A 15418-nucleotide genomic window follows, 5' to 3' on the forward strand; every position below is an offset into this window, starting at 1 on the left:
GCGTTAAACTATCCAATAGGCGAAAATTGCCAGAATGGCGAGAGTCTATTTGCCGTGGACAAGCGTCAGCGGATGACGATTTCGTCGGTGCGCAGATATCCCAGGACCGAACGCGCCTGCTGATCCAGCAGGTCGAGGTCGAGGTAGTTGTCCGACAGCCGGTGCGTCAGGTTCTCGACCTCGGTGATCTGCGCCTTGATCTCGGCGAGTTCACGGCGCAGCGTCATTTCCTCGGCGGAGATCTCGACCCGGCGAAAGACACCGTAATCCCCCTGCACGGCGGCAAAGGTGAAATAGGCGCCCAGGCTGAACGCCAGGGCGAAGAAGATGAAACCGCCAAATCCGGGACGTGTGGAACGGGTCAACGCGCTGCCTCTTCTGGCGCTCTTGCGTGGCGCCTTTGGACACTATGGCACAGGCGATTCGCGCTGTGAATCCCCGTCTTTAGGAATTCGCAGCGATCCGCCGATCGTGGCCGGCCGGACTCAGCCGGCGACCGATGCGGCGTGAATGCTGTCGATAGTTTTCGCGATGGTGGCGTTGAAATCGGCATCCGACTGCTGGGCCGACAGCCCTTCGGTGAGCGCGCGGCTGAACGAGGCGATGATGCCACTGTTCTGCGCCAGCCGTTCGTTGGCCTCGTCGCGCGAATAGCCGCCCGAGAGTGCCACGACCCGCATGACGCGCGGATGATCGACCAGCGGTTTGTAGAGGTTGGCGGTGTCGGGCAGGGTCAGCTTGAGCATGACCTGCTGGTCCGCAGGCAGGGCATCGAGGCAGCGCAGGATTTCGGCCAGCAGGATATCCTCGGCGGCGGCCTTGTCGGCGATCGAGATGGTCACCTCCGGTTCGATGATCGGGACCAGGCCCTTGGCAAGAACCTGTCTGCCGATCTCGAACTGCTGGTCGACGACCGCCTTGATGCCCGAGGGCGAGGCCGCGTCGATCACCGAACGCTCCTTGGTGCCGAAAATGCCCTTGGCGACGGCACGGTCGAGCAGGGCGTCGAGACCCGGCATCGGCTTCATCAGCTTGACGCCGTCCTTGGCCTCCTCAAGGCCCTTGTCGATCTTCAGGAAGGGAACAACGCCGCGCTTTTCCCAGAGGAACTGAGCGGCGGGCATGCCGTCAATCTCGCGGTCCATCGTCATCTCGAACAGGATCGCGCCGATCACCTTCTCGCCGGTAAAGGCGGGGGCGGTGGCGATCCGGGCGCGCATGGCATGGATCAGGTCGAACATTTCTGCGTCCGAGCCATAGGCGCTTTCCTCGATGCCGTAGAGTTTCAACGCCTTCGGGGTCGAGCCGCCGCTCTGGTCCAGCGCGGCGATAAAGCCACCGGCGGAGGTCATCTGCTTGATCTGTTCGGCGTTGGGCATTGGGAAACTCGCTCTCGGAAAAAAGGGTGATTTGGGCGGTGTTTATGGCAGGCCGCGCGGCGTTTCAACTCGCGCGTTGGCTGTTTGCGCCAACAGCGCGGGGCTCAGCGCAGGCGGCCGGGAACGTCCTTGGCGATCCAGTCCCGCAGCACGCCGTTGTCGATGCTGTTGGCCTCTTCCGCCCATCCCTTCGCGTCGCCGCGCAGGCGCATGATCTCGCCGATCTCGTCGCGCAGCGCGGCGCTCGACGCATCGCCGGCGGCGGCCGCCATGGAAGACCAGTAATAGGCGGCAAGCCACGAGCGGGGGCGGCGTGTCCCGCCCAGAAACTCGCGCGCGGCGCTGCGCATCCCGGCCAGATCGCCATACAGCGCATCGTCGGGATCGCCCAGCAGGCTGCCCTGTTGCTCGACAGCCTTGGCGAAGGGCACCTCCCGCTCGATCCGGTCGAGCAGGGCCAAGCTGCCGGGAATGCCGCTCGCCGCCGCGCGCAGGGCGTGGCCGTAGGCGTCGACCGGTTTGATCGCGGCGATTTCGGAGGCGATCAGGAAATTGGCCTGTGTATTGCCCTCGCGCGCCAGCGGCAGCAGCAGACGGATACCGCCGTTCGGGTTCTTGGGCGCGCCGATACCGGTGATCAGCGCGCGTCCGATGTCAAAGGCGTTTTCGGGCGGCGTCTCGGCCTTCATCGCGGCGTCGAGCGCGGCCACCGAGATCGCCGAGGCCAGTTGCGGCTGGCTGTGCGAGACGGTCGGGTTCAGCGCGTCGAACAGCGGGGCAAAGGCGGGCTCCTGCGTCAGGTCGATGCGCAGCGGTGCCGTTTCGATGGCGGTCGCGACAACGACCTGCCGGCCGGTGGTCAGGAAACTTGCCGCCACGGCCCCGGCGTCGCGGGCAAAGGCGCGCTGTTTCTCGGTCAGCGCGACGCCTTCGCCGTTGGCGTCCTGAAGCGAGGCCTCGATCCCGGCACCGATAACCGGTCCAATCTCTTCGGGGTTGACCGGTCCCGGCATGATGAACTTGCGGGTAATGTCCCAGGCGCCGCGATCCTGAATGGCGACAACCGCACCGTTCACGTCGATGGCCCCGCGCGGTTCGGGTTCTTCGAGCGAGAAGTCCATACGGTAGCTGATGTAGTCGAGGTCGATTTCGGCATCGACCGTGGCCAGCTTGTCCAGATCGGCGCTGATGCGCGCCATCATGCCACCGCTGGGGTAATCATAGGTGACATCCGCCTCGATGCGCCCCGCCGTAACCTGCGGCAGGCCGATGCCGCGCAGCATGCCCGCCGGTTGCAGGGGCAGGCATCCCGCCTCCATCGCAACGCCGTCCAGCGCGATGCGGAACCGCCGGGCGTCTCGCACGTCGATCGGCTGGCCGTTCATCGTCAGCCGTTCGATGCGCACCTCGCACATCCCTTCGGGCACGTCGGGCAGATAGGGGGCGATCCGCACGCCGGTCAGCACGATACGCAGCGCGGCCGGGTCGATGCTGACCTGATCATAGCGGATATCGGCCAGCAGCCGCGCCCAGCTCATTACCGAGTTGAGCGCGAGCGTGCCGATGCTTTCGACCGAGAAGGCGTCCCAGAAACTTGGCCTTTGGCTCTCCTGCGCGGCGACCGGCGTGGCCAGCGCCGCAAGGGTGGCAAGTGTCGTCAGGGGCTGTCTCATGCGGGATCCTCCTCTGTCGGTCCCGGACAGGTTACCTCATTTCTCCAAGGCCGCAACGCCGGGCAGCACCTTGCCTTCCATCCATTCCAGGAATGCGCCGCCGGCGGTGGAGATATAGGAGAAGTCGTCGCCCGCTCCGGCCTGGTTGAGTGCGGCGACGGTATCGCCGCCGCCGGCCACGCTGACCAGTTTGCCCGCGCGTGTCAGTTCGGCCGCCTTGCGGGCCGCCGCATTGGTGGCGGTGTCGAAGGGTTCGATTTCGAAGGCGCCCAGCGGGCCGTTCCAGATCAGTGTCTTGGCGGCGTCAAAGGCCTGCGCGATTTCGGCCACCGTCTGCGGGCCGGCGTCGAGGATCATCGCGTCTGCCGGGCAGGCGCTGGCGGCGACGGTTTCTGAGGCGGCATTCGCCTTGAACTCGCGCGCGACCACCACATCGACGGGCAGCAGGATGCGGCAGCCCGCGGCCTCGGCCTTGCCGAGAATCTCGCGCGCGGTGGGGGCCATGTCGTGTTCGCAGAGCGACTTGCCCACGTCCACACCCTGCGCGGCGAGGAAGGTGTTGGCCATGCCGCCGCCGATCACCAGCGTGTCCACCTTGGCCACGAGATTGCCCAGCAGGTCGAGCTTGGTCGACACCTTCGCCCCGCCGACCACCGCCACCACCGGGCGCTGCGGGGTGCCAAGCGCGGCCTCGAGCGCCGAGAGTTCGGCCTGCATCAGACGTCCGGCGCAAGAGGGCAGGAGGCGCGCAACACCCTCGGTCGAGGCATGGGCGCGGTGGGCGGCCGAGAAAGCGTCGTTGCAATAGATGTCGCCAAGGCGCGCGAATTCGGCGGCGAGGGCGGCGTCGTTCTTTTCCTCGCCGGGGTGAAAGCGGGTGTTCTCCAGCAGCAGGACCTGACCCGGTGCCAGCGCGGCCACCGCTGCCTCGGCCGCGGGCCCGCGGCAATCTGCGCAGAACATCACCGGCACGCCAAGCGCCTTTTCAAGCTCGGGCACCAGAGGGGCAAGCGACATTTCGGCGACCACCTTGCCCTTGGGCCGGCCGAAATGCGCCAGCAGGATCGGCTTGCCGCCGGCAGCCAGAATGTCGGCCACGGTGGGGGCGATGCGGGTGATCCGGGTGGCGTCGGTGACGCGCCCGTCTTCGAGAGGGACGTTGATATCGACGCGTACCAACACGCGTTTGCCGTTCAAGTCCATGTCGTCCAGCGTGTTCCAGGCCATGTCACTACTCCTTGCACCTTCGCCGGCGGTTTTTCCCGCAATTCGCCGCCCGGTCAATCCCGTCACTTGGCAATCGGCCCGCGCGGCCTTAGGTGTACGGGCAACGAATTCAGACAGGAGCGCCACATGGCCGAGATCAAAGACCCCGAAAACACCATCCTGATCGAGCTGAAGGGCGGCACCGTCGTCATCGAACTGCTGCCCGATGTCGCGCCGAAACATGCCGAGCGCATGAAGGAACTGGCGCGCTCGGGCCAGTATGACAACGTCGCCTTTCACCGGGTGATCGACGGGTTCATGGCGCAGACCGGCGACGTTCAGCACGGCGACATGGAAGACGGGTTCAACATCCGCATGGCGGGCACCGGCGGGTCCGATCTGCCCGATCTGCCGGCGGAATTCTCGGGCATTCCGCACGATCGCGGCACCTTGGGCGCCGCACGCTCGCAGAACCCGAACAGCGCCAATTCGCAGTTCTTCATCAACTTCAAGGACAACCACTTCCTGAACCGCCAGTACACGGTCTATGGCCGGGTCATCGACGGGATGGAGCATGTGGATGCCATCGTGCGCGGCGAGCCGCCGGCCGAGCCGGACCGGATGATCTCGGTCAAGGTGGCCGCAGATGCGTAATCTCGTCGCCGCGGCCCTGCTGCTGGCCGCCACGCCGGCGCTGGCCACCGGTCTCAGGATTGAGGTCGAGGGCGAGGCCAATGGAACCGTCCTCATCGACCTGATGGAGGACGTCGCGCCGAAGCATGTCGAGCAGATCACCGCCCTGGCCGCCGAAGGTGCCTATGACGGCGTGGTGTTTCACCGCGTGATCGACGGCTTCATGGCCCAGACCGGCGACGTCGAATTCGGCAAGCTGGGCGGCGACATGCGCCGCGCGGGCACCGGCGGGTCCAGCCGGCCCGACCTGCCGGCCGAATTCTCGGATGTGCCGTTCGAGCGGGGCGTCGTAGGCATGGCCCGGGCGCAGGATCCGGACAGTGCAAATTCGCAGTTCTTCATCATGTTCGCGCCAGGCGACTTCCTGAATGGTCAGTATACGGTCGTCGGCAAGGTCGTCGAAGGCATGGACGTGGTCGACAAGATCAAGCGCGGGGCAGGCCCCAACGGCGCGGTGATCGGTCAGCCCGACGTGATGAAAAAGGTGACCGTCACCGAGTGACGGCATTTACATCGCTGAAATGCAAAGCGCCGCCGGGACCACCGGCGGCGCGTTTCGTTCGGGCCGGTGCCCTGGCTTATTCCGGCTTGCCGGGCGCCGCGCCGGGCTTGGCGCCCTGGCGGTTCGGGTTCAGCGGGTCGTCCTGACGCTGCACCGAGCCTTCGAAATGCGCGCCGCTCTCGATGGCGATGGTCTTGTGGATGATGTCGCCCTCGACCCGCGCGGTCGCGGTCAGGCGCACCTTCAGGCCACGCACGCGGCCCACGATCCGGCCGTTCACCACGACGTCGTCGGCGGTGATCTCGCCCTTGATCGTCGCGGATTCGCCGATGGTCAGCAGATGCGCGCGGATATCGCCATCGACCGAGCCTTCGACATTGATGTCGCCGGAGGTCTTGATGTTCCCGGTGATGTGAAGGTCGGCGGACAGGGTCGAGGCCGGCGGCTTCGGTTTCGGAGCGCTGGCCTTGAACTCGCTCGGCGAGGGGGTGCTCGACGGGGTCGACAACGTCATCGGTGTCTTCTCGTCAGCGGCTGGCTTGGCGGGCTCGTTGATTTTGCTTTTTGAAAACATTGTTCGCAGCCTTGATGTAGATCATGGGGTTAACAGGCGTACCGTCCACCCGCACTTCGTAGTGCAGGTGCGTGCCGGTCACTCGTCCGGTGTTACCCATATCAGCAATGTGGTCCCCGCGCGAGACCCTTTGACCGACCTTGACCAGAATGGCCGAGGTATGGGCGTAGTAGGTTTCGATCCCGAAGGCATGGCGGATTTTGACCAGTTTGCCAAAGCCGTTCATCCAGCCGGCATGGGTCACGACGCCATCGGCGGTGGCATAGATATTGGTGCCGTAGTCGCCCGCGAAATCCGATCCGTTGTGCATCCGGCGCCCGCCGGTCTTGGGGTCGCGGCGCACGCCGAAGCCGCTGGTATAGCGCACCGCAGCCTTGACCGGGCTGGCAAAGGGCGCCTTCTCGGCCGCCATGCGATACATGTTCAGAACGTCCATCTGCGACAGAAGCTTGTTGGCGCGGATGTCCTCGGGGGTGGGTTCCTCGCCGCGGGTCGAGAAGGAGATCGGTGTCAGCGGGCCGCCCTGGCCGCTGTAGCCGCGGCGAATTTCGTCGAGCAGGCGATCGGTCGACATGCCGGCGCTGCGGAACATCGCATCGAGCGGCGCGACCGAGATTGTCATCGCCTCTTCCAGCTGGCGGAAGATCTCGTCGTTGCGCTCTTGCATGAGCTTGTATTCGTGTTCGATCTGGTCGCGCTGGTCCAACGCGTTGCGCGCGTCGGCGACAACCTGGTCGCGCTCCTGCGCGGTATCTTCCAGCACCTCGGACATGAGGCTGAGCGGCACCGGCGCCGCCTCGGCAGCGGCGGCCAGGGCACCGGAATCCTCGGTCTGTTCGCGCAGGTCGGCCAGAGCGGCGCGGGCGGCTTCGCGTTCGCGCACCGTGTCGCGCAGGGTGGTCTGGATCACGTCGATGCCGGTTTCCACCTCGTGGCGGCGCGTCTCGGAGGCAAGAAGCTCGGTCTGCATGGCCGAAATCTGGCGCAGCGCGGTGTTGAAGCGTTCCTGCGCTGCTGCGGCTTCGGCGGCGCGGGCGTCGCGTTCGACCGACAGCAGGTTCAACCGCTCTTCGAAGTTCTTCTGGTCGCGTATCGCCTGTTCGCGGAAGTTCGACGCGCCGATCGAGTCCATCAGCAGCACCGCGGTCGCGATGGTCGCCCAGCCGACGACAAGGCTGACGCCCAGATAGGCGAAGAGCTGAGTCTCAGACTTCAGGCGTATGAACCGCGTATCCGATTCCGATTTCAGAAAAAGCCGACGCTCAGGGAACAACCGTTCCAGCATCGCGTGTGTCTTGATCGCGAGACGAGTCCGCACGCTGTATTTTCCTATCCATCCCCACGAACCCGCGCGACGTCCCAGTCAGCGGCCCCGACAGAAACGCATAATGAGATGAATCGGATCGGGCAACCGCGACGCTTAACAGAACATTAAATTCGACGGATTCCTGCCGATCTTGGCGATTTTTCGCCGACGGTCAGTGGGTTGGCCCGGAACGAGCCATGCAGCCGTTGCAAGTCACCCGCCGAGTCAGCCCGATTGCTGCTCTGCCAGCGGCCAATAGAAGTCGGGCGGAAGGCCGGCCTCGGCGCGTTTTTCCTCGTTGAACGGCGGCTTGAGCGCGCCGTGAAAATAGCGCCGCACCAGGGCGTGAAACACATCCTTTGGGTCCGAATTCTCGCGCCCACACAAGAAGTGGAACCACTTGGCCGCATAGGCGACATGCGAGACTTCCTCGGCATAGATCGTTTCCAGGGCGGCGACAGCCTCGGTCTCTCCGGCCTTTTTGAACACCGAGATCATGCCCGGAGTCACGTCCAATCCACGGGCTTCCAGCACCATCGGCACCACCGCCAGGCGGCCCATTAGGTCGGCTTTCGTGTCCTCGGCCGCGCGCCACATCCCGGCATGGGCGGGAAGGGCGCCATAGGACGAACCGAGCGATTCGAGGCAATCGCACATCATTCCGAAGTGACGTGATTCGTCGTCGGCGGCTCGCACCCAGTCATCGTAGAACCCCATCGGCATCGCAATGTCGGTAAAGCGCGCGACGATATCCCAGTGCAGGTCGATGGCGTTCAGCTCGATATGCGCGACCGCGTGCAGCAGGGCGATCCGCCCCGCCGGGCTGCCAGGACGGCGGCGGGGCACGTCGCGCGGGGCGAGCAGTTCGGGGCGGTCGGGCCGCGCCGGCTGGTCGGGCGGCGTGGCGCGGCCGATCTCGATGGATTCTCCGCTGCCGTCGCGCGCGGCCAGCCAGGCGGCGGCGTGCGCGCGCGACAGCGCGGCCTTCGCACGACCGTCGCCACAGCGCAGAACCGCCTCGGCACGCTCGGCCAGCGACAGGCTCACAGGGCCTGAACCGCCGCCAGAACCTCGGCCACATGGCCATCGACCTTCACCTTGGGCCAGATGCGCGCGATCTTGCCATCGGCCCCGATCAGGACCGTGGTCCGTTCGATGCCCATGAATTTCTTGCCGTACATGCTCTTTTCCTTCCACACGCCATAGTCTTCGCAGACCGTGCCTTCGGCATCGGACAGCAGCGGGGTGGTCAGGGAGTGCTTGGCGACGAACTTGTCATGGCTGGACACGCTGTCCTTGGAGATGCCGAAGACCTTGGCCCCGGCCTTTTCAAAGGCGCTCATATCGGCGGAAAAGCCGATGGATTCCTTGGTGCAGCCCGGCGTGTCGTCCTTGGGATAGAAGAACAGCACGACCGGCGCGCCCTTCTGGTCGGACAGGGTCACGGTCCCGCCGCCGTCGCGGGGCAGGGTGAAATCGGGGGCGGCCTGGTTGATGTCGGGCATTGCGGCACTCCTGCTCATGAGACAAATGTGACTGTAACAACAAGCCACTTCCGGCGACAATAAAGGCGTGCAGCTGAAACAGAAACCACAAGACTCCGCGACCGGCGAAGACGGGTCAGCGCCCGCGGTCCGTGCCAAGCGGCGCCGAAGCCACTGGCGCGCGCTGTGGCATACCTCTGTCGGCACGGTTCTGGGGCTCTGCGCGATGGCGGTGCTGGCGGTCTATCTGCTGGTGGGCGAGTCCATTGTCGCGCCGGACTGGGTGAAAGAGCGGATCGAGGCGAAGGCCGCCGAGGGTCTGGGCGATCTCGGGCTGTCGTTCAGCACGCTGGAATTCGTCGTGCGGGAAGGCTGGAAGCCGCGGGTGCGGCTGCGCGATCTGGTGCTTAACGATGCCGCGGGCCGTCCCATCGTCAACCTCAGCCAGGCGGATGTCAGCCTCGCGATGGAACCGCTGCTGCGCGGGCAGTTGCAGCTGAAACGCGTCTACCTATCCGGCGCCTATGCCACCCTGCGGCGCGGTCAGGACGGGCGCATCGACCTTGCCATCGGTCGCGGGGCGACGAGCCTGGGCGGGGCGGCGAACCTGCCGGCGCTGCTGAAGGACTTTGAATCGGTGCTCGACACGCCGCAGCTGGCGGAGCTGACCGATGTCGAGATGGATTCGCTGACGTTGCGGTTCGAGGATTTGCGCCAGAACCGGGGATGGACGCTGGACGGCGGTCATGTCGAGATGACCCGCGACGGCGACAACCTGCGCACCGCGGCGGGTTTCGCGCTGCTGGGCGGCGGGGCGAGCGCCGGGTCGTTCGATGCGACCTATACCACGCGCATCGGGACGACCGGAGCCGAGTTCGGCATCTCGATGCAGGATATCGCCGCGCCCGACATCGCGGCGCAAAGCCCGGCGCTGACCTGGCTGGAGGTGCTGCGCGCGCCGATCTCGGGCGCGCTGCGCGGCAGTATCAACTCGGATGGCACGCTGGCGCCGCTGTCGGTGTCGTTCCAGATCGGATCGGGCGTGCTGCAACCCGACAGCCGCGCGCGTCCGGTGCCGTTCCGCGGCGCGCGCAGCTATTTCACCTATAACCCGGCCGAACAGGTGCTGAGCTTTGACGAGCTGTCGGTCGACAGCGACTGGGGCTCGGGCGTGGCCGAGGGGCAGGCCTCGTTGCAGGGCATCTCCGAAGGCCGCCTGACCGAGATGATCGGGCAGTTCACCCTGTCCGGGCTGAGCCTGAACCCGAGGGGCCTTTATCAGGAGCCGCTGAAGATCGAGCGGACTACGGCCGATTTCCGGCTCAAGCTGGCGCCGTTCCGTCTGGATCTGGGCGAGCTGCTGATCGTTGACGGCGACAGCCGGCTGGTCGGTTCGGGACAGTTCGGGACGGATGCGAACGGCTGGAAGCTGGGCTTTGACGCGACGCTGAACCAGCTGACGCCCGAGCGGCTGATGCAGCTTTGGCCCGAGCGGGCGGCGAAGGTGCCGCGCGCCTGGGTTGCGGCCAATCTGGAAGGCGGGCTGCTGCGCGACGCCACCTTTGCCCTGCGCCTGAGCGCGGGGGAAGCGCCGGACATCTATGGCGATTTCAACTTTCAGGACACGCAGGTACGGTTTCTGAACTACATGCCGCCGATCACCGGCGCGGCGGGGCAGGCGGTGCTGGACGGCGACCGCTTTGTGGTGACGGCCACCTCGGGACGGGTGAAGGCCGAGGAGGGCGGCAGCGTCGATATCGCCGGAACCTCGTTCATCGTGCCGGATGTGACGGTCAAGCCAAACACGCCTGCGGTCGTGCGCTTTGCCGGCAAGGGGCGGGTGACCGCCATCCTGTCGCTGCTGAACCGGCCGCCCCTGCAGGTGCTGAAGGACACGCCGCTGCCGGTCAGCCTAGCCGATGGCAGCGCCGATATCCTTGGCACGCTGGCGGTGCCTCTGGCCCCGCGTGTGCCCTTCTCGGACATCACCTTTCACCTCAAGGGCAAGGTCGCGGACGCGGCCAGCCGGGTGCTGGTGCCGGATCATCTGCTGTCGGCCCGCAGTCTGGACGTGACAGCCAACCAGAACGGCATCACCGTGTCGGGCGAGGGGCGGATCGACGATGTGGCGGCCAATGTCTCGTGGCACCAGCCGATTGGCGTCGGGGTGTCCAAGGCGAGCCGGGTCGAGGGAGACGTGGAGCTGTCGCAGGCGCTGGTGACGACCTTCAAGCTGGGACTGCCCGAGGGCAGCGTCTCGGGCACGGGGCGGGGCCGCTTTACGCTGGATCTCGCGCCGAAGACCGCGCCCGAGCTGACGCTGACCTCGGATCTGAAAGGGCTGACCCTGCGGATACCGCAGGTCGGCTGGACCAAGCCCGCCGCGACGGAGGGCCTGCTTCAGCTGTCGGGCACGCTGGGCGCGCAGGCGCGGATCGACAAGCTGGTGCTGCAGGGGGCGGGGCTGGCGCTGACCGGGTCGGTGCTGAACCGGCCCGAGGGCGGGTTGGACCGCGCGCTCTTCTCCTCGCTGCGGATCGACAACTGGCTGGACGCGCGGGTCGAGATGGTGGGCAAGGGCAGTGCCCCGCCCGAGATGCACATTCTGGGCGGCACGATGCGGCTGGGGGCCAGCGATTTCGGCTCGACCAGCGGCAGCAGCGGGGGCGCCTCGGGGCCGATGGAGGTGTCGCTGGACCGGTTGCAGATCACCGACACCATCGCGCTGACCGGCTTCAACGGCGCGTTCCAGACCGCTGGCGGCCTCAGCGGCCCGTTCAGCGGGCAGGTGAACGGCGGCACGGCGGTGCGCGGAGAACTGGTGCCGCGGGATGGACGGCTGGCGGTACGGCTGGCCGCCGACGACGCGGGCGGCGTCTTCCGCTCGGCCGGGCTGCTGCGGCAGGGGCGGGGCGGGGCGCTGTCCATGACGCTGGTCCCGGCGGCCGAGGCGGGGCAGTTCGACGGCGTGCTGAAGGTGACCGGCACCCGGGTCAAGGACGCCCCCGCCATGGCGGCCCTGCTGAACGCGGTCAGCGTGATCGGCCTGCTGGACGAGATGTCGGGGCAGGGGATCCAGTTCACCGAGGTCGATGCGCAGTTCAAGCTGGCCCCGACCCGGGTGACGGTGCATGATTCGAGCGCGGTGGGGCCCTCGATCGGGATTTCGATGCAGGGGGCCTATGATGTCACGGCGGGGCGGCTGGATATGCAGGGCGTGATTTCGCCGGTCTATCTGATCAATGGCATCGGTGCGGCCTTCACGCGCAAGGGCGAGGGGCTGCTGGGGTTCAACTATACTCTGCGCGGCACGCCCGATGACCCGCAGGTCAGCGTCAATCCGCTGTCGGCGCTGATGCCGGGCGGACTGCGCGAAATCTTCCGCCCGCAGCCCCCGCGCGCCGATGGCGAGGCGCCCCGGCGCACGCCGCGTGGCAGCTCCGAGGGCTTTGAAGGAAGGTGAATGGCCTTTGCCGCGCGGCTGGCCTATAGCCCGGCGCCATGAAGCTGACCGGTTTCGATTTCGCCCTGCCCGAAGACCTGATCGCGACCCGCCCGGCGGTGCCGCGCAGCGCGGCGCGGCTGCTGGTTTCGCGGCCCGAGGGCATCAGTGATGCCACCGTGGCCGACTTTCCCGACTGGCTGCGCCCCGGCGACCGGCTGGTGCTGAACGACACGAGGGTGATCCCTGCGCGGCTGTCCGGTGTGCGGCGCCGCAGCGGGGTGGCGGGCGAGACCGAGGCGCGGATCGAGGCGACGCTGCTGGAGCCGCGCGCGGACGGCACCTGGGCCGCGCTGATCAAGCCGCTGAAGAAGCTGCGCGTCGGGGAAACCGTGATTTTCTCGGCCGATCTGTCCGGCGAGCTGACAGGCACCGAGGACGGCCAGGGCCTGCTGCGGTTCAACCTCGCAGGCGAGGATTTCGACGCGGCGCTGGCGCAGGCGGGCGAGATGCCGCTGCCGCCCTATATCGCCGCGCGCCGGCCGGCGGACGCGCAGGACAAGTCCGACTATCAGACTGTCTGGGCGCGGGTGCCGGGCGCAGTAGCGGCGCCGACCGCCTCGCTGCACTTCGACGAGGCTTTGCTGGCGCGGTTGCGCGCGATGGGCGTGACCTTCACCCATGTCACGCTGCACGTCGGCGCGGGCACCTTCCTGCCGGTCAAGGTGGATGACGTCGAATCCCACAGGATGCACGCCGAATGGGGCGAGGTGACGCCCGAGGCGGCGGCCGAGATCGCGGCGACCCGTGCCGCCGGTGGGCGGGTGATCCCGGTCGGCACCACCGCGCTGCGCCTGATCGAGAGCGCGGCGCGGGGCGGGGAAATCGCGCCCTGGCGGGGCAAGACCGATATCTTCATCTATCCCGGCTTCCGCTTCCACGTCACCGACGCGCTGGTGACGAATTTTCACCTGCCGAAATCGACGCTGCTGATGCTGGTCGCCGCGCTGGTCGGGATGGAGCGGATGCGGGCGATCTATGCCCATGCGGTGGAGAGCCGGTATCGCTTTTTCTCGTATGGCGATGCCTCGCTGCTGATGCCCTCCGCCGGGGTGTCGAAACCGGCTGACGAAGAGTCGTAAAGCGGTCGGACGCGCGCGGCGCCGCCGTCCATACCCCGCCCTGAGCGCCAAAGGAGTCGACCCATGCTGCAAGTCCTGTCGAGCGCCTGGGCCCTTTTGCTGGGCGTCGGGCTGCTGATGGTCGGCAACGGCCTTCAGGGCACGCTGCTGGGCGTGCGGGGCAATATCGAGGGATTCTCGACGCTCGAGATGTCCTTCATCATGTCCGCCTATTTCGTCGGCTTCCTTGGCGGTTCGCGCCTGGCGCCCGAGATGATTCGCCGGGTCGGCCATGTGCGGGTCTTCGCGGCGCTCGCCTCGTTCATCTCTTCGGTGATGATCCTTTATCCGCTGGTGGCGACGCCCTGGGCCTGGATCCTGGGCCGCGTGGTCATCGGGTTCTGCTTTTCCGGCGTTTATGTCACCGCGGAAAGCTGGCTGAACAACGCCGCCGACAACCAGAACCGGGGCAAGGCGCTGTCGCTCTACATGATCGTGCAGATGGTCGGGATCGTTTCGGCGCAGGGGCTGATGCTGGTGGGCGATCCGTCGGGGTTCGACAATTTCGTCATCGCCTCGGTGCTGATCTCGGTGTCTTTCGCGCCGATCCTGCTGTCGGTCAGCCCGACGCCCTCGTTCGAGACGACGCGGCCGATGTCGATCGGGCGGCTGCTGAAGACCTCGCCGCTGGGCTGCGCGGGCATGTTCCTGCTGGGCGGCGTCTTTTCGGCGCAGTTCGGGATGAGCGCAGTCTACGGCGCGAAGGCGGGGCTGAGCGTCGCGCAGATCTCGATCTTTATCAGTGCGATCTACATCGGCGCGATGATCCTGCAGTATCCGCTGGGGTGGCTGTCCGACCGCATGGACCGGCGGCAGCTGATCGTCGTGGTGGCCGCGGTCGGCGCGATGGGCGCGGTGCTGGGGTTCTTTCTGGGCGGTCATTTCGGCGTGCTGCTGGTGGCCTCTTTCCTGATCGGCGGCACCACCAACCCGCTGTATTCGCTGCTGATCGCCCATACCAACGATTATCTGGAACATGGCGACATGGCCGCGGCCTCGGGCGGGCTGATCTTCATCAACGGCGTCGGTGCGATTGCCGGGCCGCTGATCACCGGCTGGCTGATGAACGATCACGTGTTTGGACCCCCCGGCTATTTCGTGCTGATCGCCTTTCTGCTTTTCGCCCTCGGCGGCTATGCCACATGGCGGATGACGCAGCGGGCAAGCATACCGGTGGAATATGCGGGCGCAGTCTCGCCGATGTCGCCGGTGGGCACACCGATGGCCGTTGAACTGGCCCGGGATGTTACGCTAGAGGCGCCGCGCGAGGAGCAGACAACGGCTTGAAACCCGGAGGCCGTGCCACAGGTTGGTCAAATGTTGACGTGACGTGAAGGCAAACAAACCGTAAAATATGTCCATGTGCCCGGGGGCATGGACAATTGGAGCAGAACCGATGATTGGCCCTGAAAATGTATTGAGTTTCTGGTTGGACGAGGTGGGTCCGGATGGGTGGTATGCGCAGGACGATGCGCTCGACTCCCGGATCCGCGAGACGTTTCTCAGCACCTGGGAAGGGGCCTGCGACGGCCGCCATTCCCTATGGCTGACCTATCCCAGCGGCGCGCTGGCCTATATCATCCTGACGGACCAGTTTCCGCGCAACATGTTCCGCGGATCGGGCAAGGCTTTCGCCAGCGATCGTGCCGCGCTGACCGCCGCCAAGGCGGCCATCAGCAAGGGCTGGGACATGAAGATCAACGAACCGGCGCGGCAGTTCTTCTACCTGCCGCTGATGCATTCCGAGAACCTCTGCGATCAGGACCGCTGTGTGCGCCTGATGCGCGAGCGGATGCCCGAGACGGGTGAATCGAACCTTCTGCATGCCCGAGCGCATCGCCAGGTGATCCGTCAATTCGGACGTTTTCCTTATAGAAATGAAGCGCTTAACCGGAGTTCGACCAAGGTCGAATCCGATTATGTGAGCACTGGCGGCTACGGCGAGACCGTGCGCCAATTGCAACTGGCTGGCTGATCC

14 protein-coding genes are annotated in these 15418 nt (G+C 66.2%); 6 read left to right on the top strand and 8 right to left on the bottom strand.

The features are described 5' to 3' along the window. Nucleotides 1-65 precede the first annotated feature (65 nt). The 4 genes from ACFO5X_RS17420 to ACFO5X_RS17435 form a co-directional block, all read right to left on the bottom strand. Nucleotides 66-365: an FtsB family cell division protein gene (locus tag ACFO5X_RS17420; RefSeq protein WP_380719251.1), complete on the bottom strand. Its 300-nt coding sequence runs from the start codon at nt 363-365 to the stop codon at nt 66-68. A gap of 120 nt (nt 366-485) precedes the next feature. Continuing rightward, nucleotides 486-1379 carry a fructose bisphosphate aldolase gene (locus ACFO5X_RS17425; protein WP_380719253.1) on the bottom strand — a complete coding sequence of 298 codons (894 nt, stop codon included), beginning with the start codon at nt 1377-1379 and terminating at the stop codon, nt 486-488. A gap of 104 nt (nt 1380-1483) precedes the next feature. After that, complete coding sequence (locus ACFO5X_RS17430) at nt 1484-3052, bottom strand: hypothetical protein (RefSeq protein ID WP_380719256.1); 1569 nt, start codon at nt 3050-3052, stop codon at nt 1484-1486. Between the two features lie 36 nt (nt 3053-3088). Then, nucleotides 3089-4279: a phosphoglycerate kinase gene (locus tag ACFO5X_RS17435; RefSeq protein ID WP_380719258.1), complete on the bottom strand. Its 1191-nt coding sequence runs from the start codon at nt 4277-4279 to the stop codon at nt 3089-3091. Between the two features lie 126 nt (nt 4280-4405). Here ACFO5X_RS17435 and ACFO5X_RS17440 point away from each other — a divergent pair, with 126 nt between their 5' ends. Beyond that, nucleotides 4406-4912: a peptidylprolyl isomerase gene (locus tag ACFO5X_RS17440; protein WP_380719261.1), complete on the top strand. Its 507-nt coding sequence runs from the start codon at nt 4406-4408 to the stop codon at nt 4910-4912. Continuing rightward, nucleotides 4905-5453 (top strand): peptidylprolyl isomerase, encoded by a 549-nt coding sequence (locus tag ACFO5X_RS17445; RefSeq protein ID WP_380719263.1) that lies wholly within the window; start codon nt 4905-4907, stop codon nt 5451-5453. The genes ACFO5X_RS17440 and ACFO5X_RS17445 overlap by 8 nt, the downstream gene beginning before the upstream one ends. Before the next feature lie 76 nt (nt 5454-5529). On the opposite strand, the gene ACFO5X_RS17450 is transcribed toward ACFO5X_RS17445, so the two are convergent. From ACFO5X_RS17450 to ACFO5X_RS17465, 4 genes are all read right to left on the bottom strand, one after another. After that, nucleotides 5530-6027: a bactofilin family protein gene (locus ACFO5X_RS17450; RefSeq protein ID WP_380719265.1), complete on the bottom strand. Its 498-nt coding sequence runs from the start codon at nt 6025-6027 to the stop codon at nt 5530-5532. Next, entirely contained in the window at nt 5981-7345 is a 1365-nt protein-coding gene (locus tag ACFO5X_RS17455) for a DUF5930 domain-containing protein (RefSeq protein WP_380719268.1), read from the bottom strand. The genes ACFO5X_RS17450 and ACFO5X_RS17455 overlap by 47 nt, the downstream gene beginning before the upstream one ends. Nucleotides 7346-7558: 213 nt before the next feature. Continuing rightward, nucleotides 7559-8380 (bottom strand): ferritin-like domain-containing protein, encoded by an 822-nt coding sequence (locus ACFO5X_RS17460; protein ID WP_380719270.1) that lies wholly within the window; start codon nt 8378-8380, stop codon nt 7559-7561. Then, nucleotides 8377-8838: a peroxiredoxin gene (locus tag ACFO5X_RS17465; protein WP_380719272.1), complete on the bottom strand. Its 462-nt coding sequence runs from the start codon at nt 8836-8838 to the stop codon at nt 8377-8379. Before ACFO5X_RS17465 ends, ACFO5X_RS17460 begins: the two co-directional genes overlap by 4 nt. A gap of 67 nt (nt 8839-8905) precedes the next feature. Here ACFO5X_RS17465 and ACFO5X_RS17470 point away from each other — a divergent pair, with 67 nt between their 5' ends. The 4 genes from ACFO5X_RS17470 to ACFO5X_RS17485 all read left to right on the top strand — a co-directional run bounded on the left by ACFO5X_RS17470 (nt 8906) and on the right by ACFO5X_RS17485 (nt 15415). Next, nucleotides 8906-12280 carry a YhdP family protein gene (locus tag ACFO5X_RS17470; RefSeq protein ID WP_380719274.1) on the top strand — a complete coding sequence of 1125 codons (3375 nt, stop codon included), beginning with the start codon at nt 8906-8908 and terminating at the stop codon, nt 12278-12280. A gap of 38 nt (nt 12281-12318) precedes the next feature. Continuing rightward, a complete protein-coding gene (queA, locus tag ACFO5X_RS17475) occupies nt 12319-13401 on the top strand; it encodes a tRNA preQ1(34) S-adenosylmethionine ribosyltransferase-isomerase QueA (protein WP_380719277.1) in 1083 nt (360 codons plus the stop codon). 63 nt (nt 13402-13464) lie between these two features. Further along, nucleotides 13465-14727, top strand: a complete 1263-nt coding sequence (locus ACFO5X_RS17480; protein ID WP_380719280.1) for an MFS transporter — start codon at nt 13465-13467, stop codon at nt 14725-14727. A 109-nt stretch (nt 14728-14836) separates the two neighbouring features. Beyond that, nucleotides 14837-15415: a DUF924 family protein gene (locus ACFO5X_RS17485; RefSeq protein ID WP_380719282.1), complete on the top strand. Its 579-nt coding sequence runs from the start codon at nt 14837-14839 to the stop codon at nt 15413-15415. Nucleotides 15416-15418: the final 3 nt, after the last annotated feature.

Source organism: Seohaeicola nanhaiensis, from assembly GCF_042654245.1.
Taxonomy (GTDB): Bacteria; Pseudomonadota; Alphaproteobacteria; order Rhodobacterales; family Rhodobacteraceae; genus Seohaeicola_A; species Seohaeicola_A nanhaiensis.

Excerpts from the sequence above, each read along its gene's own strand:
- ACFO5X_RS17435 (WP_380719258.1), bottom strand. The coding sequence starts at position 4,279 with ATGGCCTGGAACACGCTGGACGACATGGACTTGAACGGCAAACGCGTG.
- ACFO5X_RS17450 (WP_380719265.1), bottom strand. The coding sequence starts at position 6,027 with ATGTTTTCAAAAAGCAAAATCAACGAGCCCGCCAAGCCAGCCGCTGAC.
- ACFO5X_RS17440 (WP_380719261.1), top strand. The coding sequence starts at position 4,406 with ATGGCCGAGATCAAAGACCCCGAAAACACCATCCTGATCGAGCTGAAG.
- ACFO5X_RS17445 (WP_380719263.1), top strand. The coding sequence starts at position 4,905 with ATGCGTAATCTCGTCGCCGCGGCCCTGCTGCTGGCCGCCACGCCGGCG.
- ACFO5X_RS17465 (WP_380719272.1), bottom strand. The coding sequence starts at position 8,838 with ATGCCCGACATCAACCAGGCCGCCCCCGATTTCACCCTGCCCCGCGAC.
- queA (WP_380719277.1), top strand. The coding sequence starts at position 12,319 with ATGAAGCTGACCGGTTTCGATTTCGCCCTGCCCGAAGACCTGATCGCG.
- ACFO5X_RS17485 (WP_380719282.1), top strand. The coding sequence starts at position 14,837 with ATGATTGGCCCTGAAAATGTATTGAGTTTCTGGTTGGACGAGGTGGGT.
- ACFO5X_RS17425 (WP_380719253.1), bottom strand. The coding sequence starts at position 1,379 with ATGCCCAACGCCGAACAGATCAAGCAGATGACCTCCGCCGGTGGCTTT.
- ACFO5X_RS17430 (WP_380719256.1), bottom strand. The coding sequence starts at position 3,052 with ATGAGACAGCCCCTGACGACACTTGCCACCCTTGCGGCGCTGGCCACG.
- ACFO5X_RS17480 (WP_380719280.1), top strand. The coding sequence starts at position 13,465 with ATGCTGCAAGTCCTGTCGAGCGCCTGGGCCCTTTTGCTGGGCGTCGGG.